Source organism: Pararhizobium sp. A13 (assembly GCF_040126305.1).
Classification (GTDB): domain Bacteria; phylum Pseudomonadota; class Alphaproteobacteria; order Rhizobiales; family Rhizobiaceae; genus Pararhizobium.
Genome location: NZ_CP149510.1, coordinates 2,631,858 through 2,650,442 on the forward strand (window position 1 = coordinate 2,631,858; position 18,585 = coordinate 2,650,442).

Annotated in this window: 19 protein-coding genes; 4 read left to right on the forward strand and 15 right to left on the reverse strand. The window is 62.2% G+C overall.

Annotated elements, in window-relative coordinates:
- The first annotated feature begins 155 nt into the window (after positions 1-155).
- Complete coding sequence (locus WI754_RS12925; RefSeq protein ID WP_349433838.1) at positions 156-809, forward strand: hypothetical protein; 654 nt, start codon at positions 156-158, stop codon at positions 807-809.
- 9 nt (positions 810-818) lie between these two features.
- On the opposite strand, the gene WI754_RS12930 is transcribed toward WI754_RS12925, so the two are convergent.
- The 5 genes from WI754_RS12930 to WI754_RS12950 form a co-directional block, all read right to left on the reverse strand.
- On the reverse strand, positions 819-1,985 hold the full coding sequence (locus WI754_RS12930) for a glycosyltransferase (RefSeq protein ID WP_349433839.1): 1,167 nt from the start codon (positions 1,983-1,985) through the stop codon (positions 819-821).
- A gap of 62 nt (positions 1,986-2,047) precedes the next feature.
- Entirely contained in the window at positions 2,048-3,313 is a 1,266-nt protein-coding gene (locus tag WI754_RS12935; protein ID WP_349433840.1) for an O-antigen ligase family protein, read from the reverse strand.
- A complete protein-coding gene (locus tag WI754_RS12940) occupies positions 3,310-4,872 on the reverse strand; it encodes an undecaprenyl-phosphate glucose phosphotransferase (RefSeq protein ID WP_349433841.1) in 1,563 nt (520 codons plus the stop codon). Before WI754_RS12940 ends, WI754_RS12935 begins: the two co-directional genes overlap by 4 nt.
- Before the next feature lie 57 nt (positions 4,873-4,929).
- Positions 4,930-6,105, reverse strand: coding sequence for a glycosyltransferase family 4 protein (locus tag WI754_RS12945; protein ID WP_349433842.1), 1,176 nt, complete (start codon positions 6,103-6,105; stop codon positions 4,930-4,932).
- Between the two features lie 5 nt (positions 6,106-6,110).
- A complete protein-coding gene (locus WI754_RS12950; RefSeq protein ID WP_349433843.1) occupies positions 6,111-6,686 on the reverse strand; it encodes a polysaccharide biosynthesis/export family protein in 576 nt (191 codons plus the stop codon).
- 218 nt (positions 6,687-6,904) lie between these two features.
- On the opposite strand from WI754_RS12950, the gene WI754_RS12955 reads away from it, so the two are divergent.
- On the forward strand, positions 6,905-9,034 hold the full coding sequence (locus tag WI754_RS12955; protein WP_349433844.1) for an exopolysaccharide transport family protein: 2,130 nt from the start codon (positions 6,905-6,907) through the stop codon (positions 9,032-9,034).
- A gap of 11 nt (positions 9,035-9,045) precedes the next feature.
- Here WI754_RS12955 and WI754_RS12960 read toward each other — a convergent pair whose 3' ends face one another.
- The 3 genes from WI754_RS12960 to WI754_RS12970 form a co-directional block, all read right to left on the reverse strand.
- Complete coding sequence (locus WI754_RS12960) at positions 9,046-10,311, reverse strand: GNAT family N-acetyltransferase (RefSeq protein ID WP_349433845.1); 1,266 nt, start codon at positions 10,309-10,311, stop codon at positions 9,046-9,048.
- Between the two features lie 155 nt (positions 10,312-10,466).
- On the reverse strand, positions 10,467-11,210 hold the full coding sequence (locus tag WI754_RS12965) for a metallophosphoesterase family protein (RefSeq protein WP_349433846.1): 744 nt from the start codon (positions 11,208-11,210) through the stop codon (positions 10,467-10,469).
- 16 nt (positions 11,211-11,226) lie between these two features.
- On the reverse strand, positions 11,227-11,439 hold the full coding sequence (locus tag WI754_RS12970) for a DUF2842 domain-containing protein (protein WP_349433847.1): 213 nt from the start codon (positions 11,437-11,439) through the stop codon (positions 11,227-11,229).
- Positions 11,440-11,620: 181 nt separating this feature from the next.
- Here WI754_RS12970 and WI754_RS12975 point away from each other — a divergent pair, with 181 nt between their 5' ends.
- A complete protein-coding gene (locus tag WI754_RS12975) occupies positions 11,621-12,724 on the forward strand; it encodes a COX15/CtaA family protein (protein WP_349433848.1) in 1,104 nt (367 codons plus the stop codon).
- Here WI754_RS12975 and WI754_RS12980 read toward each other — a convergent pair whose 3' ends face one another.
- From WI754_RS12980 to WI754_RS12995, 4 genes are all read right to left on the reverse strand, one after another.
- Positions 12,725-13,516: a sulfite exporter TauE/SafE family protein gene (locus WI754_RS12980; protein ID WP_349433849.1), complete on the reverse strand. Its 792-nt coding sequence runs from the start codon at positions 13,514-13,516 to the stop codon at positions 12,725-12,727.
- A gap of 75 nt (positions 13,517-13,591) precedes the next feature.
- Positions 13,592-14,524, reverse strand: coding sequence for an N-acetyl-gamma-glutamyl-phosphate reductase (gene argC / locus WI754_RS12985; protein WP_349433850.1), 933 nt, complete (start codon positions 14,522-14,524; stop codon positions 13,592-13,594).
- 92 nt (positions 14,525-14,616) lie between these two features.
- Positions 14,617-15,573, reverse strand: coding sequence for an agmatinase (speB, locus tag WI754_RS12990; RefSeq protein WP_349433851.1), 957 nt, complete (start codon positions 15,571-15,573; stop codon positions 14,617-14,619).
- Positions 15,574-15,664: 91 nt separating this feature from the next.
- Positions 15,665-16,456, reverse strand: a complete 792-nt coding sequence (locus WI754_RS12995; protein ID WP_349433852.1) for a phenylalanine 4-monooxygenase — start codon at positions 16,454-16,456, stop codon at positions 15,665-15,667.
- 141 nt (positions 16,457-16,597) lie between these two features.
- Here WI754_RS12995 and WI754_RS13000 point away from each other — a divergent pair, with 141 nt between their 5' ends.
- Entirely contained in the window at positions 16,598-17,059 is a 462-nt protein-coding gene (locus WI754_RS13000) for an Lrp/AsnC family transcriptional regulator (RefSeq protein WP_349433854.1), read from the forward strand.
- Between the two features lie 3 nt (positions 17,060-17,062).
- Here WI754_RS13000 and WI754_RS13005 read toward each other — a convergent pair whose 3' ends face one another.
- The 3 genes from WI754_RS13005 to rplM form a co-directional block, all read right to left on the reverse strand.
- Positions 17,063-17,401, reverse strand: coding sequence for an antibiotic biosynthesis monooxygenase (locus tag WI754_RS13005; RefSeq protein ID WP_349433855.1), 339 nt, complete (start codon positions 17,399-17,401; stop codon positions 17,063-17,065).
- A 113-nt stretch (positions 17,402-17,514) separates the two neighbouring features.
- Positions 17,515-17,982, reverse strand: coding sequence for a 30S ribosomal protein S9 (gene rpsI, locus WI754_RS13010; RefSeq protein WP_349433857.1), 468 nt, complete (start codon positions 17,980-17,982; stop codon positions 17,515-17,517).
- Positions 17,983-17,984: 2 nt separating this feature from the next.
- Positions 17,985-18,449 carry a 50S ribosomal protein L13 gene (rplM, locus tag WI754_RS13015; protein WP_349433858.1) on the reverse strand — a complete coding sequence of 155 codons (465 nt, stop codon included), beginning with the start codon at positions 18,447-18,449 and terminating at the stop codon, positions 17,985-17,987.
- Between the last annotated feature and the right edge of the window lie 136 nt (positions 18,450-18,585).

Sequence of the window (18,585 nt, forward strand, 5' to 3'; positions counted from 1 at the left end):
CAAGTCCTGATTTTGGAAAAGGCGAGAAATCGGTGAGAAAAAGCTTGGACGTTTGGTGTCGCTATCCCCAGCCGCCGCGTTAAATTTTCCGGCCCTTAAAGTTTTCAGCAACCCGTTGTCCCGATAATGCCGGTTGTTAATCGGGGAGCCGGGTGATGGCGAAGACAGCGGGCAGAAGAGGCCAGAAGCGGCGGACGGGCCGGAAGCAGGCGAAGGGCGGCATGTGGCCCTGGTATCTGGCCGGTGTCCTGTCGGTGAGCGCGGCTATCGCCTATGATCACCGGGCGGAGATCGCGCCGATGGCGGCGCCGTTCTATACGGCGTCGATCGTCAAGGCGCGACCGGTGGAGAAGCGCGCCGAGCCGGAAAAGGCAAGGCCGGCTCTGGCGATGCCGCGGCCGGGAGCGCGCCCGGTCGAGCAGGCGGCCTGGGAGCCGAACGACCAAAAGACCAGCGATCGCAAACCGGGAACCTATTATTTCTGCACGGTAACGCTTGAAAACTGCGTCGTTGACGGCGGCACGTTCTGGTACGGGCGCCAGAAAATCCAGATCGCGGAAATCCAGGTGCCACGCATCAAACAGGCGAAATGCGACAACGAGCGCAAGTTCGGCTCGCTGGCGAAGCGGCGGCTTTGGGAAATCCTCAATGCCGGCGAGGTTCATCTCGTCGCGACGGGCGGAAAGGCCCGAGCCCAGGATGCCCATGTGACGGTGGGTGAGGGGCGTTCGATCGGCGACATGCTTGTTGCCGAGGGCCTGGCGCGGCACAGGGCGGATGGCAAGCGGGGCTGGTGCGCAGAGGGTTAGCGCAACGCGCTAAACCCCTGCGGCAAGCCGCCGATAGACCGCTTCGGTCTTGTCGATCATCTTTTCCATGGAAAAGTCCGACATTCTTTCCTCCGCCGCTGCCCTCATCGCGCGGTGCCGGCCGGGATCGGCGCCTTCGACCATCGCGTTCGCGAGCTTGCCGGTGTCGCCGTCGTTCGCAACGATCAGCCCGGTTTTATCCCTGTCGATCGCCATCGATGCGCCGCCGACATCGGTCGAGATGATCGGCTTTCCGGCCGCAGCCGCCTCCAGCATCACATAGGACATCGCCTCGTAGCGGCTCGACATGACGAGGGCGTCGAAGGCGGGGATGGCCTGAGAGCCGGTGAAGGCCGAGGTCAGCCGAATGCGCTTTTGCAGACCACTCTCGGCGATGGCCTTGCGCACCTCGCGCTCCCGTTCGCCTGAGCCGACCATGATCAGCTGTGCGTCCGGCAGGCGCGAGGCAGCGTTGCGAAAGGCTTCGATCAGCCGTTCGGGCGCTTTTTGATGCGACAGCCGGCCGACGAAGCCGAAGACGAAGGTTTCGGCCGGGATGCCGAAGCTGGCGCGCACCGTCCTTGCCATGTCGAGCGGCAGCGGCGCGACGCCGTTGACGATGACGGACAATCTGCACTCGGGTATTCCGAGCGACCGCGCATGCGCATATTCGTCATCGGACACGCAGATCAGGTGGTCGGTGAAGAGGCCCGCCAGGATCAGTTCGATGGCGCCGTAGACAAGGCGTCCCGCCTTGCCGAGCGCCGGGTCCATGGTGCGGAAGGCATGCGGCGTGTAGACGCGCGGAATGTGCCGGCCGGGCAGGTGAGGGCGCGACAGCGCGCCCGCCTTCGAGCTATGGCCATGGATGATGTCGAAGGGTTCGCCATTTCCGATGATGCCGCGAAGTGCGCGAAAGGCGGCAATGTCGGACCAGCCCGGAGCGCGTTTCATCGCAACGGTGTGAATGGCTGGCAGATCGATGGATTTCAATTCGCGGACAAATCCATCCTCCGCCCGGACCGGCGAGTAGACGGCTTCGACGTGATGGCCGCGTTCCTTCAAGCCGCGGCAGAGGTCGAGGAAATGGCGCCCGGAGCCGCCACCGCTCGGCTCGAGCACCTGAAGAATACGCAGGCTGCCGCCACTTTCAGCGATAGGAGGGTCGATGCTCATTCTGACAATCCGCCGCCGGCCCCGATGTGGAACCGATCCGTAGCTTATGTACAATGTTGATGTTAACGCCGCGTTGGCGCGCTCGTATGGTGCTGTGTCAGGGTGACTCTGCGCCGATGGCGATGCTCGAGGGCGCCGCAGCCCCAGATGACGCCGAGCAGCAGATAGACATGTCGCCAGTGGTCGATGTCGATAACGTTGCCAATGGCCGCGTGGCCGATCAGCACGAGCCAGGCGATCATCAGATAGGGCTGCCACGGCCGGTCGAGCAGCAGGAACCGAAAGCCCATGGTCACAGTCCAGATGATCAGCGTGACATAGCTGACAAAGCCAAGCCAGCCATAGGAGGTGAGGCACTTCAGCCAGATATTGTGCTCGTCCTCGGGAAAGATGGTGCTGAACACCATCGGGCCGATGCCGAGCGGCTTTTCCATCGACATCAGGAAGCCGATCTTGTGGCGGTCGAAGCGCCCGAGATGGCCGCCGTCATAGTCCTGGACGAGCTGCGTGCGGTTGGAGAACAGATCGGCGACCTGCGGGATCTGCAGGGCAATGACCAGTGCTGCAATCATCAGCAACGCGCCGCCGAGCGTGAGCACCAGGATTTTCAGGCGGAAGGCGCCTGTGCGTTCCTTGAGCAGCATGATGAGAACGAGGGCGCAGGCGCAGAAGAGGTAAAGCGCCCAGGCCGCGCGCGAGAAGGACAAAAACAGGCCGAGCGCCATGATCAGGATGGCGACGGCCCTGATCGGCGCTGTGGTGATCCGCTCGGTGAGCAGCCGGTACATGAGATAGGTCGACGGAGCGACGAGGAACGGCCCGAAGACGTTGGGATCCTGGAAGGCGCCCTTGGCGCGGTCGTAGAGCGTAAAATTCTGAGCGCCGGGTATCGCGCCGAAATAGCCGAGAATGCCGAGCAGGGAGGTGAGGACGCCGGCAGCAACCCAGGCGTCGAAGATCAGCTTCAGGCGCTCGTGGCGGGCGTCGATGATCGCCGCGAAGAACACTGCCGTGAGGGCCAGGAAGCCGGATACGGCCATGTACATCGGTGCCGTCGCAAGGTCGCTCATGACGGTCAGCGACAGAATGCCGCCGGTCATGAACAGCATGAGCAGGGCAAGCAGCGGCGCGACGGCGCGCGAGATTTTCAGCCCGAAGAGGAACCAGAGGCCGATCAGCGTCGCCATGAAGACTTCGTAAGGGGCAGGTTCGGCAATCACGAAACCCGACAGGAAAACCCCGAAGGTCACCATCGCCGAGCCGAGGATCGCCACGGCGGCAAGCTGCGGACGAAAACCCGCGGCAGACGTGGCGCCGAGCGTGCTCAATAAGCGTTATCCGTGTTGAGAAGCTTGATCGGCGTCAAAAGCAGGATCTTCAGATCGAACCACAGCGACCAGTTTTCGATATAGTAGAGATCGAATGCGGTGCGGAACTTGATCTTGTCGTCATTGTCGATCTCGCCGCGCCAGCCGTTGATCTGCGCCCAGCCGGTGACGCCCGGCTTGACGCGGTGGCGCGCGAAATACCCCTCGACCACATCCGAATAGGTGCGGTCGGCGGTTTGGGCGAGCACCGCATGCGGCCGCGGTCCAACGAGCGACAGTTGACCCTTGAGCACGTTGAAGATCTGCGGCAGTTCGTCGATCGAGGATTTGCGCAGGAACCGCCCGACCCGAGTGACGCGCGGGTCGCCCTTTGTCACGGCATTGCGGGCCGTGGGATCGCTCATGTTGGTGTACATGGAGCGGAACTTGTAGACCTCGATCGTCTCGTTGTTGAAGCCGTGCCGCTTCTGCTTGAAGATGATCGGGCCGGGTGAGCTCATCTTCACCGCGATCGCCGCTCCGATAAACACCGGCCAGAGGAGGGTGAGCGCGACAAGACTGAAGAACACGTCGAAGATGCGCTTGGCAACCGAATCCCAATCGGCGATCGGCTTGTCGAAGATGTCGAGCATCGGTACCTGGCCGACATGCGAATAGCTGCGCGGGCGAAAACGGAGATTGTTGGCGTGGGCCGCAAGACGGATATCGGCGGGTAGGATCCAGAGCTTCTTCAGCAGCTCAAGGATGCGATTTTCGGCCGAGAGCGGCAGAGCGATGATCAGCATGTCGATGCGGGTGAGGCGGGCGAAGTCCACCAGTTCGGCGACGGTGCCGAGCTTCGGATAACCGGCGACGATGACCGGTGAGCGGCGCTCGTCGCGGTCGTCGAAGATGCCGCAGATGCGGATGTCGTTGTCGGATTGCTGTTCGAGCGAGCGGATCAGGTCCTTGGCCGGTTGGCCGCCCCCGACGATGACTGCCCGGCGCTCCATCGTGCCGTTGCGCGCCCAGCGGCGGATCGAATAGGCGATGAAGGTGCGTTCGGCAACCAGGAAGAATGTGCCTGCGACATACCATCCGGCAAATGAGAGCCGCGAGAAAGTATCGCCGATCTTGAGCAGGAACAGCGCCAGCGTCATGGAGGCGAAGGCCAGCGTCCAGCATGCTATCAACCGCGGCAAGGCGCGGGCGGAAGACCGCAGCAGGGGAACCTGATAGCCGTCGCACAATTGCAGGAAGGCGACGGTCAGCGCCGAGCCGCCGGCAATCATGCCGCAATAGCCGAGCCAGTCTTCCAGCCTCGGCGCGACATAGAGCATGTGGATGGCATAGCCGATGGCGAACAAAGCCGTGAATTCGAACAGCCGCATCAGGCCGATGATCATGTTCGGAGAATAGGTGTCGGTGCGAAATTGCGCCGCGATGCGGCGCGCGAGCGGATTGAGTTCGGGCTTCGGCTCGTTTCCGCGTTTCTCGCCGGGCGAAATGGTCCGGATTTCGGAAATCTTCTTTCGCAGCGCTTCGGTATCGAAGGTTTCCGGTTTGTCGATCTGGTTCATGATATCCGCTCGGCCGTTTATATCCGTTCGGGATAGCAGAAAGCCCCTAAGAAACGCTTACGAGCGGTTGTGCACGCTGTCCTGCCGGGCGGCCAATTCCGGAACAAGCTGGCGATAGAGCCGCATGACGCTGCTGGCCATGGTTGATGCCGCGAAGGCCGCCCTGAAGGCTTCCGCGTCCGGCATCACCTTGGCCGCCCAGTCCTGCTCGGTCATCGCGACCGTCATGACATCGGCAAGCGACTGCGCGTCGCTCGGGGCAGCAAGAGCGGAACTGTCCGGCCCCAGGACCTCCGGAATGCCGCCGATCCGGGCGGCGATCACCGGCTTGCGGGCGGCCAGCGCCTCAAGCACGATATAGGGCATGGATTCGGCGCGTGAGGGCACGACGACGTTCCGCGTCAGTGCAAATGCATCCCGCGCTTTCATCGCCGGCAGCATTTCGATACGGCGGCCAAGACCGCGTTCCAGCATCATCTGCTCGTAGTCGGCCTTTTGCGGCCCGTCGCCGATCATCATGGCCGACAGCGGCTTGCCGATGATCCGCTCCGCCCGCGCGAAAGCATCGACGAAGAGGTCAGGCCCCTTCAGATCGCGCAGCATGCCGATATAGAGGAAATCGACGGCGTCCGGTCGGGCATGGACAGTCTCGAAATCGCGATCGTCGATACCGTTGTAGATCAGTTCGCTGCGGGTGCGCGGCTTGCCGACCTTCGTCTCGTAAGTCGTGCGCTCGAAATCGCACACGAAGACGATTGCGTCGGTGAGATGTTCCTGAAGGCGCTCGAGAACAAACACGGCCTTGCCGGAAAACGTGCCGCTGTCGTAGTGCAGGCTGCCGCCATGCGGCGAATAGAGGCGGGCAACGCAATACTTGTTCACCCGCAAGGCTGAGCCGATGATCCGGGAAAGGACGCCGCCCTTGGCGCCATGACCGTGCAGGATATCCGGCTGCAAACTTCTGATTTCCTTGTAGCTGCTCCAGAGCGCCGCCAGATCGGTCGGGCCGACGGACCGGCGGATCGGCAGGCGGACGAGACCGAGCGCGAGAAATGGTCTTATCTCGTCGAAAAGAGCGTCTTCGTAGATGCCTCCCGTGGTGCTGTCGCAGATGATGCCGACTTCGTGACCCTGCTTGGCATGTGCTTCCGCCAGATCGCGGACATGGCGGAAAATGCCGCCGATCGGCGACCTGAAGCAATGAATGATGCGCAGCGGGCGGGGATCCGGCATGGCTGTCAGAACAGCCGCTCACGCACATAGACGGTGTCGCCGGCCATGATCGGATCGGAAATCGAAACCCGGCCGGTGAGGATGCGTCCATTGATCTTGCGGGTGACGTCGACATTCGCCTGGTTGGCACGTGGCGAATAGCCGCCTGCAACCGCAATGGCGTTCTGCACCGTCATGCCCGGAACGTAGGAATATTGCCCGGCCTGGCCGACTTCGCCCATGATGAAGACGGAGCGGTAGCGATCTACCTCGATCGTTACGTCCGGATCGCGCAGATAGCCCTCGCGCAGCTTGCCGGCGATCATCGATTCCATCTCGGGCAGGGTATGGCCACGCGACGGCACGGCGCCGATCAGCGGGAAGGCGACATAGCCTGCCTGATCGACCGTATAGGTGCCGGTCAGGCCGGCCTGTTCGAAGACGCTGATGCGCAGCCTGTCGCCGCTGTCGACGCGGTACGGCTGGATCGTTGCTTCATGAAACGCCTTTGGCGCAGGCTGATAGCTGCTGCAACCCGACACCACCAGGCACAGAGAGAGTGCGGCCAAGGCAAGGCCTGTTTTCAATCGTGCGGACGTCATTGGGCTCTCGCGCTCCAGGAACCAAGTCATGGCCCGATGTTATCAATCCGTTAGGGTTAATAGCCGGTAAAGGCGCAGTACTTTTTCGCCGTCGTCGGCGCGTTCATCCTGCATACGGTGGTTGTTTTCCACGCTGCGCGCCCCGGTTTCATTAACGCTTGTGTTACCATGTTTGTTTACGGTGTCGCCGAGTTGTGTGCAGGTTCGGGGTAAAGCGCATGTCGGGCGTCAACGGCGGTCATCAGGATGTAGACATCGATCTCGGGGGGCTGTTCCGCGCCATCTGGCGGCGGCGGGGCAGGGTGCTTGCTGCGACCGTCGTCTTCGCCGGCCTAGCTTTCGTCGGCTCGAGCTTGATGTCTCCCGACTACCAGAGCGAGGCGCGGCTGCTGATCGAATCGCGCCAGCCGGAATTCAGCGGCGCCAACCAGGGACCGCCGCAGACGACCGATAGCCCCTTCGACGAATCCGGCATTTCCAGCCAGGTGCAGGTGCTGCGCTCGGTCGATCTGATTAAACAGGTTGCCCGCGAGATGAAGCTGCATGAACTGCCGGAATTCGATCCCACGGCGAACCCGTCGGCGGTTTCCGATATCCTGGTGATGCTCGGCATCAAGAAGAACCCGCTCGACCTGCCGCCAGAAGAGCGCGTGCTGAAGGAGTTCCAGGAGAAGCTGCAGGTCTACCAGGTCGAAAAGTCGCGGGTTATCGCGATCCAGTTCACCTCAAAGGACCCGCGCCTGGCAGCCGCCATCCCGAACGCGATGGCCAAGGTCTTCCTGTCGCTGCAGAGTGGCGCAAAGCTCGACTCCAACAACGAGGCCAGCCGCTGGCTGGAGCCCGAAATCGCCAATCTGCGCGAAAAGGTGCGCGAGGCCGAGGCCAAGGTTGCGGACTATCGAGCGTCGTCCGACCTGTTGCTCACCGGCGAAACCGGCGGCACGTTTGCGACGAAGCAGCTGAACGATATTTCCACCGAGCTTGCCCGCGTGCGCGGCGAACGCGCCAATGCCGAGGCGCGCGCCGAAAACGTGCGCGCAGCGCTTGCGAGCGGCCGCGCCGTCGATACGCTGAACGACGTCGTTGCCTCGCCGATGATCCAGCGCCTCAAGGAAACAGAATCCAATATCCAGGGCCAGATCGCCGATCTCTCCACAAGCCTGCTTGACGGGCATCCGCGTCTGAAAGGGCTGAAGTCCCAGCTTCAGGGCATCCGGGCACAGATCCTCAGCGAAACGAAGAAGATTCTCGGCAGCCTCGAAAACGAGGCCAATGTCGGCCGGTTGCGCGAGCGCCAGCTCGTGGCGCAGCTCAACACGCTGAAGGCGACTTCCGCCAAGGCGGGCGAAGACGAGGTCGGGCTGCGGGCGCTGGAGCGGGAAGCGACGGCGCAACGCCAGTTGCTCGAAACCTACCTGGCGCGTTTCCGCGAGGCGACGTCGCGCAGCGGCGAAAATGCAGCGCCCGCCGACGCGCGCATCATTTCCCAGGCGGTCGAACCGACCGAGCGGCATTTCCCCAAGGTCCTGCCGATCACCGTCGTCGCGGCCCTTGCCAGCTTCCTGGTCAGCTGCGTGGTCATCATGCTTTCGGAACTGTTCAGCGGCCGCGCCCTGCGCCTGGTCGGGCAGGTTGAGCCAGACTTTGAAGAGGAACGGCTGGGAGCTCCTGTGACCAAGCAGACGGCTCCGGTTGCCAACCGGACACCGATCGTTCCCGAAACCGCGCCGGATGATGGGGATGAAGCGGTCGATGATGATTTCTCGATCGAATCCGTCGCGGAGCATCTCAGCGACGACGATGTTCGCGTCGCCATCTCGGTATCGCCGGCTGGAGACGCCGGTTCGACCAATGCGGTCCTGCTCGCCCGGCTGGTCGCGGAGGAGGGGCGCAAAATCGTGTTGATCGATCTGACCGGCACGGCCTGCCCGACACGGCTGATGGCACAGTCGGCCGATCTCGCCGGCATTACCAATCTGCTGGTGGGTGCGGTTCCGTTCACCGAGACGATCCATGCCGATCGCCTGTCCGACGCCCATATCATCCCGCAGGGCGACGCCGACCCGGTCCTTGCGATGCGCGGCATCGAGCGGCTGCAGATGATCATCGATGCGTTGTCGAACGCCTATGACACGGTGCTTGTCGAATGCGGTCCGGCCGATGTCGGTGCCGTCCGCAAGGTAACGCGGTCCAAGGAGACGAAAATCATCATCTCGGCACCCGCCGTCGCCAACGGGGAAATTGTCGAGCTGATCACCGGCTTCGCCAAGGAAGGCTTCAGCGAGATCGTCCTGATGACGGGAACGGGTTATCCGCAGTCGGGGAAACCCGGCCGTCGCGCAGCCTGAGAAGCGCTGTTTCAGTCGTCATCCGCGTCGCTGGCGGACGCACTGCCCGGTGTTTGCCGCCGTTGGCGCAGGCGCTGCAGGAAGGCGTAAGCCTGCTTGTTCTTCTTGATCTGCGCCTTGAGACGGACGACCGCGCGGTGGGTCCATGCCGCCAGGCGGCCACGTGTGGTGAGCGGCAGGACGATGTCCCGCTGGGGCGTCTCGACCGTGCACCAGGAGCGCTTGTAGGACTGGTCGCCGATGCCGAAATCGAAAAGCGAAACCCCTTCGGCGTTGAACTTGCGGATCATCAGGTAGAACAGCAGTTCGCCGGGGCTGGCGTCGGCCGCGATATCCTCGTCGATCGATCCGAACTGGCAGATGACGTGATCGCCCTTACGCGACAGACCGGAGATCGCGACGACGCGGCCCCCATGTTCGCCGCGCAGGCGGATCGCGTGCAGTTCGAGCGGTTGCCCGTCACCGGCCGGTCCGATGGCCGCGAGCGTGTGGAAGAAGGCCTGCGTTTCGCTGTCCTGAAAGACATTGGGCAGGCCGAGTGCCTTGAAGCGGATGGCCTTCTGTTCGAAAAACAGACCCAGTATCTGCCGGCGCTCGCTCGGCGTTGTAGCTACAACGTGTTCGTAGCCGCCCAGTGCTTCGAGCCGCCTTTCCGAGAGGCGGAATTTCTTGCGCCGACGCTTGGCGTTGATCTGCGCGAGCGTCGCCTCGAAGTTTTCAAGAAGCGGCAGCTGGAACGACGAATTCTGGTTTCGTACAGCCGGGAGCGAGGCGAGCGGATGGCAGGCGCCGCGCCACTCGAACGGCACCTTTTCCAGCGTGACGATGTCGGCGACCCGCGACAGTTTCACCGAGAGATCGGCAATCAGGGTGCGGGCAAGCGGCTCGCCCGTAAGGGGATCGAAACCGGGTGCAAAAAGGCCGGTGTTGATGTTGCTGTGGGGGGAGCCGATGAAGCGGGCCGTACGGAAAAACCGGCCGCGGACCAGTTCGAGCGGCAGGATGAAAACCGTCTTGTTGTCGATGCTGCCGCGCACCAGAAGCAACTGATTGGAATGCGTGGCAGTCCAGGCGGCGCACCAGTCGAAGCTCTGATGCAGAGATGTGGCGGACGATGCCTCCAGTATGCGCCAATCGGCTTCCAGCGCCTGCATGCTCACATGAACCGTCAGCCTGAGGTCGCGGGTGACGGTAACATTCCGCACTTTCTCGTGGCGCGCGTGCCAGACGCGGCGAGCCTCGTTAGCGGGCATCATGTTGAAGTCCACGTCGGTCATGGTTGCTTGCTGTTCCGGGAACTGGATGAAGCCTCATCTAGCGCAAGCATGCCCTTATTTTCTTTTAAATTGGACCGGCAGGCAGGCGCTTGCCCGGGATTTCGTCAAATGCGGTTACCAAATGGATAAGGCGGGGACAGGGGGATTGCGGCGGCCTACGCGTCAAGCCAGCCGGTGGCAAGCACATTGGCCCATTCGTCACGGCCACGCGACCGGGCAAGACGCGACATGGCCATGTGGTCGTAGGGCACCTTGCGGAAGGTCACGTCCCAGTGCCCGCCAACCTTCGAGAGGATGGCGTAGCAGGCATCCGGCGAGCCGGCCTCGACCTTGTGCGGCACGGGGTCGTCGTCGTCGTAGCCCGGGCAGCCGACGCTGCCGGGATTAACGACGAGCCGCCCATCGGCAAGCCGGACGGAACGCTGGATATGCGTGTGGCCGCAGAGGATGACGGGAAAGTCCGTGCCAACAGCCGCGGCTTCGATCCCTTGACGCGCCGCCATGTACACAACACCGTCGGCCGTCAAAGCCTCGAGCCAATAGGTGGTGTCGCTTTGCGGCGTGCCGTGGCAGAGAAAGACTTCCTGCCGGTGGACAAGCGTTGCGGGTAGAGCGCGCAGCCATTCGAGGTGGCGCGGCTGCAACTCGTCAAAGGCGGTGCGGTCCGAACGCCCCATTTCGGCCGGATCGACGGTGATGAGCCAGCGATCGTGATTGCCGCGAATCGACGGAAAGCCATGCGCGATCAAAATATCGGCGGTGCGGGCGGCGTTGAGCGGGCCGCTCAGATGATCGCCGAGATTGACCACATCGTCGATGCCCTGCTCGGCTATGTCGGCGAGCACAGCTTCGAGCGCCAGGTCGTTGCCATGGATATCGGCGATCACGGCGATTTTCATGCGACTATTCCTCGGCTCAGCGCGGCTTGGCGGGTTTTTCCATCCACTTGATGATCAGCATGGCGGGCAGGACCCACAGCAGGCCGGTGAAGAAGAAATAGGCAAGGTGCACCCACCATGGAGCAGCGCCGAGCAAGAGCGAGGCGAAGGTGGTGGCCGCCAGCGCATAGATGATGACGAGGATGATGATCAGGATCGTGCCGATCAGTTTTCTGAGGCGTACGGGCATTGAAGTCTTTCCGGTTGGCAGTTTTTCCGCGCGTTGGCATCGGGCCGCGACGGCATGCCGCAAAGGGATAAGTCTTGTTTTGCATGCTGCTCTCGTGCAAATCAACGCCTTTGATGCATAGCCCTTATGACAAATCGCCTCCCGCAGGCAGGGGCCATGCCGTTTCAGAGTGGAGTCCTCGATGGCCAGCACGGATTTGGCAACGCAACAGCGTCTTCTGCGCGAGATCGATACGGTCAGCCGCAATCGCGCGCAGATCAGGATCTGGCTCGGTGTCGTCGTCCTGGCGTTGTTTGCGCTGGTGCTCGTCGGCGGCGCGACGCGGCTGACCGAATCCGGGCTCTCGATTACGGAGTGGAAGCCGATCCACGGGGTCATTCCGCCGCTGAGCGACGCCGAATGGCAGGAAGAGTTCGAACTCTACAAGCAGATCCCGCAATATGAGCAGCTCAACAGCGACATGACCATCGAAGGGTTCAAGACGATCTTCTGGTGGGAATGGGCGCACCGGCTGCTGGCCCGGTCCATCGGGCTGATCTTCGCGCTGCCGCTGGCCTTCTTCTGGATCCGCGGGCAAATCGAGCCGCGGTTGAAATTGCCACTGATCGGCCTTCTGGCGCTGGGCGGATTTCAGGGCTTCATCGGCTGGTGGATGGTGTCGTCGGGTCTTGCCGACCGCACCGAGGTCAGCCAGTACCGGCTCGCAACCCACCTCGTCATCGCCTGTCTGATCTTCATCTCCTGCATCTGGATCGGTCGCGGGCTTGCTCCCCATGCGGACGATCCGGCGCCGACGAAAAGCTCGAAGAAGATGGCTGCCGTCATCGCCTGCATGGCGCTGTTCCAGATCTATCTCGGTGCGCTGGTCGCCGGGCTCGATGCGGGCCTAAGCTACAATACCTGGCCGCTGATGGACGGTTCCTTGGTCCCGGGTGACCTGTTCGTCCAGCAACCGGCCTGGCTCAACCTGTTCGAGAACCCGAAGACGGTGCAGTTCGTCCACCGTATCGGCGCTTACGTCCTGTTCGCCTTCGTGCTGATGCACATGATCGCCTCGCTGCGCAACGCGCCGGACACGACCCACGCGCGACGGTCCGTCCTGCTCGTCCTGCTGGTGACGATCCAGGCGATCATTGGCATCACGACCTTGATCCTGCAGGTGCCGGTCGGCTGGGGTGTGGCGCATCAGGGCGGGGCCCTGGTCGTGCTCGGGTTCGCCGTCGCCCATTGGCGCGCCTTCGTCGGCGAATACCCGGGGCCGCTGGCGATCGAAGTGCGGGCCTGATCAGCGCAAGAGCGCGTCGAGCGTGGGCATGCCGAGCAGGGCGGAGGCGCCGATCAGGACGTAGCATATGATGCGGAAGGTCGATGGTTTTGCGAGGCCGAAGAGGCGCGAACCGACGTAGAGGCCGCCGGCATAGAGCGGCAGGATAACCAGCGTCAGGGCGAACACTTTCTCCACGAACAGGCCGCCGATCAGATAGGTGACGGCCGTCAGCGCCGACGAGATTGCGAAATAGAGCATGAGGTTCGAGCGGATGACGGGTGCGTCGTTGACGCCGCTCAGCCAATAGGCGACGACCGGCGGGCCACCCAGTTGGGCAGCGCCGCTGAAAATGCCGGCAATGCCGCCAACACCAGCCGTCAGCGGCGCGTGCGGCTGCCCGTGATAGCGCCAGCTGGATACGAGCAGGACGAGAAGTATCGCCGCTACGATGGTGATCGCCCAGCGCAGAATGAGCGGGTCGGTGAGCGCCAGCGCTGCAGTGCCGAGCGGCACGCCGATCAGCGCACCCGATGCCATGGTGAAGACCTCGCGGCGGTTGGCGGCACGCCATGCGGCCGGCAGCATGCCGGCTGCCGCAAGCGTGTCGATGACCAGCAGCACCGGAGAAATGATTTTCGGGCCGACGATCGATCCGCCGATCGGGATCAGAATGAGGGCCGCGCCAAAACCGGAAAAGCCGCGTGCGAGGCCGGCGACGAACGTGCAGATCAGGAGCGGATACAGGCCATGGTCCGGCAGCCACGCTGCGACCCTGGTTGTCAGGGTCGCGAAGAAACCGGTATCGCCCATGTCAGGTCAGTGCCTCTCCGCGGTGGCGGTCGGGTTTGGGGCGGCCAAGCGCTGCCCCTTGGAGGGAATATTAGTTCAAGCCGACAGCATCAGGTCCATGTTCTGCACGGCTGCCCCCGACGCACCCTTGCCGAGATTGTCGAGCAGGGCGACGAGATTGACCTGTTCGCCGCCTTCGGAGCCGAAGACATAGAGCTTCATCGTGTCCTTGCCGGCGAGTTCGACGGCATCGACGCGGGCCATTTTCGCGCTCTCTTCCAGGGACACGACCTTGACGATCGACTGACCAGCATAGTGGGCAACGAGGGCCGCGTGAATGCTTTCGAGCGTGGCGCCGTCGTTCAACTGATCGATGAACAGCGGCACTTGAACGATCATGCCCTGCGGGAAGCGTCCGACCGAGGGGGAGAAGATCGGGGCGCGATCGAGGAGCCCGTGGGTCTGCATCTCCGGCACGTGCTTGTGCTTGAGCGTCAGGCCATAGAGGAAATTCGGCGAGTCTATGTGGTCCGGATTGGCCGGATCTTCCATCTGCGCGATCAGCTGCTTGCCGCCGCCGGTATAGCCGGAGACTGCATTGACCGTCACCGGATAGCTTTCCGGCAGGATGCCCGCCTGCCGTAGCGGCCGGATCAGGCCGATGGCGCCGGTCGGATAACAGCCGGGATTGGCGACGAGACGGGCATCGCGGATCTTGTCCGCCTGCGCGGTGTCCATCTCGGCGAAACCATAGGCCCAGTCGGGCGCAATGCGATGCGCCGTCGAGGTGTCGATGATGCGCACCTTGTTGTTGCCTTCGAGCATGGCGACGGCCTGTTTCGAGGCGTCGTCGGGCAGGCAGAGAATGGCGACGTCGGCACTGTTCAGAAGATCTTCGCGGATGGCGGCGTTGCGGCGCTCGACTTCGGGGATGGACAGGAGCTCGACATCCGAACGGCCCGCCATACGGCTGCGAATCTGCAGTCCCGTGGTGCCGTGTTCGCCATCGATGAAGATCTTCGGTTTCATGATTTTATCCTGTCCTGCCAATTGATTAGCCGCGAGTGCGGAATCACTTTGGCATGAAATTGAATCAGTTTGACAACAGGGGGCAGAGAGCGTCATCCGCGCCGTTCCGCCAGCTGTTCGGCATGAAGACCGAGCATATACATCGCGATGGTGGAGGCCGCAATGGCGGTGATATCGGCATGATCATAGGCCGGCGCCACCTCGACCACGTCGGCACCCCTGATGACGAGCGCGCCGAGCTTGCGGATCACCGAAAGGACCTTGGCGCTCGAAGGCCCACCCGAAACGGGCGTGCCGGTGCCCGGCGCATAGGCAGGGTCGAGGCAGTCGATATCGAAGGTGAGATAGGCGGGGCGATCGCCGACGTGACGGAGAATGACATTGGCAATCTCGCCGGCGCTCATCTCCTCGATGTCGTAGCCATAGAGAATGCGGATGCCACAGTCGTCGGGCGCATGGGTGCGGATGCCGAGCTGGATGGAGCTCGCCGTATCGATCAGGCCTTCGCGCGCGGCGCGGCCGACAAAGGAACCGTGGTCGATGCGACCTTTCTCGTCGGCCCAGGTGTCCTGATGGGCATCGAACTGGACAAGGGCAAGCGGACCATGGACAGCGGCGTGGGCGCGTAGCAGCGGCAGCGTGACGAAGTGATCGCCGCCGAGCGTCAGCAGGAAGGCGCCGTTTTTCAGGATCTTCGCCGCCTCGCGCTCGATCGTGGCGGGCGTCTTGGCGTGGTTGCCGTAGTCGAGCAGGCAATCGCCGTAGTCGATCGTCGCCATGTCCTCGAACAAATCGCGCTCAAAGGGATATTGCGGATCGTTGTCGAAAATGGCCGACGCCCGGCGAATTGCCTGCGGTCCGAACCGCGCGCCGGGGCGGTTGGAGGTCGCCGCATCGAAGGGAATGCCCCAGACGACCGCATCGACGCCCTTCAGGCTCTTGGTATATTTCCGCCGCATGAAGGAGAGGACGCCCGCATGGGTCGGGTCGGTCGCAGCACTCTTCAGCGATGTGGCGGTGATCGCGTGGTCTATCGTCCTGTTGGCCATGATCGTCTCGTCAGTTGCGTGGCGAGACGTTGGACAATCGGCCAAAGGAAGGCAAGACCCCGATTATTGTTGCCGCCGGATAATCCGTGTTTCAAGAGGCCTTGGCTTCGAACGATGGAGCGAAATCACCCAGCGACTTCGCCTTCAAGATCGCTCCCTCGATATCCTGCTCGATGATCGCTTCGAGATCCGCAAAGCTGTCGATAACATAATAGATCGGCTGGACGATATCGATGCGGTAAGGGGTTCTCAGCACGCTCAACAAGTCGAAGGGCCGGAATTCGCACTCTGTGCCCTTCATCGCGGCTTTCGCCTCGCTCGGCGAAGACACGATGCCCGCGCCGTAGCAGCGGCGGCCTTCCGGCGTGTTGATCAGGCCGAATTCGACGGTGAACCAGAAGATGCGGAACAGGTGCCACGAATAGCCCTTGCCGAGGTGCACTGCGGTTTCGCCGAAACGGCGCACGAAATTGGCGTAGCTCTGATTGGTCAGCAACGGGCAATGGCCGAATACCTCATGGAACAGGTCCGGCTCCTCGATATAATCGATATGCTCGCGGCGGCGCAGGAAGGTCGCAAGCGGGAACTTGCCCTGCGACAGAAGCTCATAGAACTGCGACGGCGGAATGAGGGCGGGTACGCCTTCGACGCCGAAGCCGGTGGTCTCGTTCAGGCGGCGGTTGACGTCGAGCAGTTGCGGAACCTTGTCCGGCATCAGGCTGAGGGTTTTGACGCCGTCCAGATATTCGCGGCAGGCCATGTCTGCCAGCAACTTCATCTGCCGCTCGTAGAGTTCGCCCCAGATCGCGTCTTCCTCCGGCGTGTAGTCGTAAAAACCATCCGGGCCGGGCAGCTTGGCAGTGTAGGTGCTTTCCTTCGTCATGCTCTGATCCTCCGTCATTCCAGCACGCGCTAAGGCGTGGCGCCTCAAGAGTAATTATGCTCCCGGAACGGCGGATTTTCCTTTCTTTCCTGCTGGCTATTGCCATAAACTTGGCAGGAATTTTCGGAGGTTGCACATAAAATGAAAGAAACTGGGAACTTCCATCGCAAGCTTCTGCAACTCGTCCAGGCCGACGGCAGCCTGTCGCTGGCCGAGCTGGCAGAGAAGGCGGGCATGTCGCAGAGTTCGGCCTGGCGGAAGATCCAGGAACTGGAGGCTGATGGCGTCATCCGCAAGCGGGTGACCCTGCTGGACCCCGGCAAGCTCGACCTCAAGCTTTGCGTGATCGCGCACGTGACGCTGGAGGATCACCATGAGGAGGCGGTCGCCTCCTTTGCCTCGGTGGTGCTGGAGCGGTCCGAAATCATGGAGTGCTATGCGCTGTCCGGCGCCTTCGACTACATGCTGAAGATCCGGGCGAGCGATGTGGAAAGCTACGAGGCTTTCATGACGCGGTACCTGATGCGCAATCCGCATGTGCGCACGGTGGTCTCGAGTTTCGTGCTGCGCGAACTCAAATTCTCGACGGAACTGCCGCTTTGACGGTTACTCGGGATCGGAGCCATAGGCCCGCTCTACCAGGCCGACGCGGACCTGGTAATGCTCGTACCAGCGTTCACGGCCAAGCCTTTGGGCAGCAAGGTGCCGGACGTTGTTTTTCCATGCAATGATGCTTTGCTCATCCGTCCAATAGGCATTTGTTATGCCAAAACCATCAGCGCCCCGCACGCTCTCTATACCGATGCAGCCCGCCTGCCGCAGGGCAAGTTCTTCCATTTCGGCGGCCATGTTGCCGTAGCCGTGATCGCCCTGCGTGCGCACAGATGAAAAGGCGACGATGTAGTACGGCGGCTGCGGTGTCTGCGCGAAAGGTGTGGTGGTCATTCCGGCCTCGAATTTTGTCGGTGAAAACTTTGCCTGCAGAGGGGCGGCTTAAACCGAGAAACGAAAAAAGCGGGGCCGAAGCCCCGCTTTGAACTGCTGAATTCCGGAAACGATTAACGCTTCGAGAACTGGAACGAACGGCGGGCCTTGGCCTTACCGTACTTCTTACGCTCGACGACGCGGCTGTCGCGGGTCAGGAAGCCGCCCTTCTTCAGGACCGAGCGCAGGCCCGGTTCGAAGTAGGTCAGCGCCTTGGAGATGCCGTGACGAACGGCGCCGGCCTGGCCGGAAAGACCGCCGCCGGCAACCGTGGCGTCGATGTCGAACTGGCCGTCACGGGCAGCAGCAACGATCGGCTGGCGCAGGATCATCTGCAGAACCGGACGGGCGAAGTAATTGGCGAATTCCTTGCCGTTGACGGTGATCTTGCCGGAACCCGGCTTGACCCAGACGCGGGCGACGGCGTTCTTGCGCTTGCCGGTCGCGTAGGAGCGGCCCTGGGCGTCAACCTTCTTGACATGAACCGGAGCCGAAGCTTCCGCGGTCGTGCCGAGGTCTTTCAGAGAAGAGAGATCAGCCACGATTAGGCGCTCCTTGTGTTCTTGGCATTCAGCTTGGCGACGTCGAGGACGGTCGGCTGCTGTGCTTCATGCGGATGATTGGTGCCGGCGTAAACGCGCAGGTTCTTCATCTGGCGACGGCCAAGCGGACCACGCGGAACCATGCGCTCGACAGCCTTCTCGAGAACGCGCTCCGGGAAGCGGCCTTCGATGATCTGGCGCGCGGTGCGCTCCTTGATGCCGCCCGGGTAACCGGTGTGCCAGTAGTACTTCTTGTCGGTGTACTTCTTGCCGGTAAGGACAGCCTTCTCGGCGTTGATCACGATGACATTGTCGCCATCGTCAACGTGAGGGGTGTAGGTTGCTTTGTGCTTGCCGCGCAGGTGATTTGCGATGATGGAAGCGAGACGTCCGACAACGAGGCCTTCGGCGTCGATGAGGATCCACTTCTTCTCCACCTCTGCAGGCTTCTGAACGAAGGTTGCCATGTTAAAACTCTTTCGTTTGAACCCGATGCGTTGCCGCCGGGCGTTTCTTGTTGCTTGAATTGGCAGACCCGAAAGTCGCCAAAAAGGAAAGCGGCCCGAGAGGACCGCGATCTGGTGCGGCTTATACGCAAAGGAT

Excerpts from the sequence above, each read along its gene's own strand:
- WI754_RS12925 (WP_349433838.1), top strand. The coding sequence starts at position 156 with ATGGCGAAGACAGCGGGCAGAAGAGGCCAGAAGCGGCGGACGGGCCGG.
- WI754_RS12930 (WP_349433839.1), bottom strand. The coding sequence starts at position 1,985 with ATGAGCATCGACCCTCCTATCGCTGAAAGTGGCGGCAGCCTGCGTATT.
- WI754_RS12940 (WP_349433841.1), bottom strand. The coding sequence starts at position 4,872 with ATGAACCAGATCGACAAACCGGAAACCTTCGATACCGAAGCGCTGCGA.
- WI754_RS12945 (WP_349433842.1), bottom strand. The coding sequence starts at position 6,105 with ATGCCGGATCCCCGCCCGCTGCGCATCATTCATTGCTTCAGGTCGCCG.
- WI754_RS12950 (WP_349433843.1), bottom strand. The coding sequence starts at position 6,686 with ATGACGTCCGCACGATTGAAAACAGGCCTTGCCTTGGCCGCACTCTCT.
- WI754_RS12955 (WP_349433844.1), top strand. The coding sequence starts at position 6,905 with ATGTCGGGCGTCAACGGCGGTCATCAGGATGTAGACATCGATCTCGGG.
- WI754_RS12960 (WP_349433845.1), bottom strand. The coding sequence starts at position 10,311 with ATGACCGACGTGGACTTCAACATGATGCCCGCTAACGAGGCTCGCCGC.
- WI754_RS12965 (WP_349433846.1), bottom strand. The coding sequence starts at position 11,210 with ATGAAAATCGCCGTGATCGCCGATATCCATGGCAACGACCTGGCGCTC.
- WI754_RS12970 (WP_349433847.1), bottom strand. The coding sequence starts at position 11,439 with ATGCCCGTACGCCTCAGAAAACTGATCGGCACGATCCTGATCATCATC.
- WI754_RS12975 (WP_349433848.1), top strand. The coding sequence starts at position 11,621 with ATGGCCAGCACGGATTTGGCAACGCAACAGCGTCTTCTGCGCGAGATC.
- WI754_RS12980 (WP_349433849.1), bottom strand. The coding sequence starts at position 13,516 with ATGGGCGATACCGGTTTCTTCGCGACCCTGACAACCAGGGTCGCAGCG.
- argC (WP_349433850.1), bottom strand. The coding sequence starts at position 14,524 with ATGAAACCGAAGATCTTCATCGATGGCGAACACGGCACCACGGGACTG.
- speB (WP_349433851.1), bottom strand. The coding sequence starts at position 15,573 with ATGGCCAACAGGACGATAGACCACGCGATCACCGCCACATCGCTGAAG.
- WI754_RS12995 (WP_349433852.1), bottom strand. The coding sequence starts at position 16,456 with ATGACGAAGGAAAGCACCTACACTGCCAAGCTGCCCGGCCCGGATGGT.
- WI754_RS13000 (WP_349433854.1), top strand. The coding sequence starts at position 16,598 with ATGAAAGAAACTGGGAACTTCCATCGCAAGCTTCTGCAACTCGTCCAG.
- WI754_RS13005 (WP_349433855.1), bottom strand. The coding sequence starts at position 17,401 with ATGACCACCACACCTTTCGCGCAGACACCGCAGCCGCCGTACTACATC.
- rplM (WP_349433858.1), bottom strand. The coding sequence starts at position 18,449 with ATGGCAACCTTCGTTCAGAAGCCTGCAGAGGTGGAGAAGAAGTGGATC.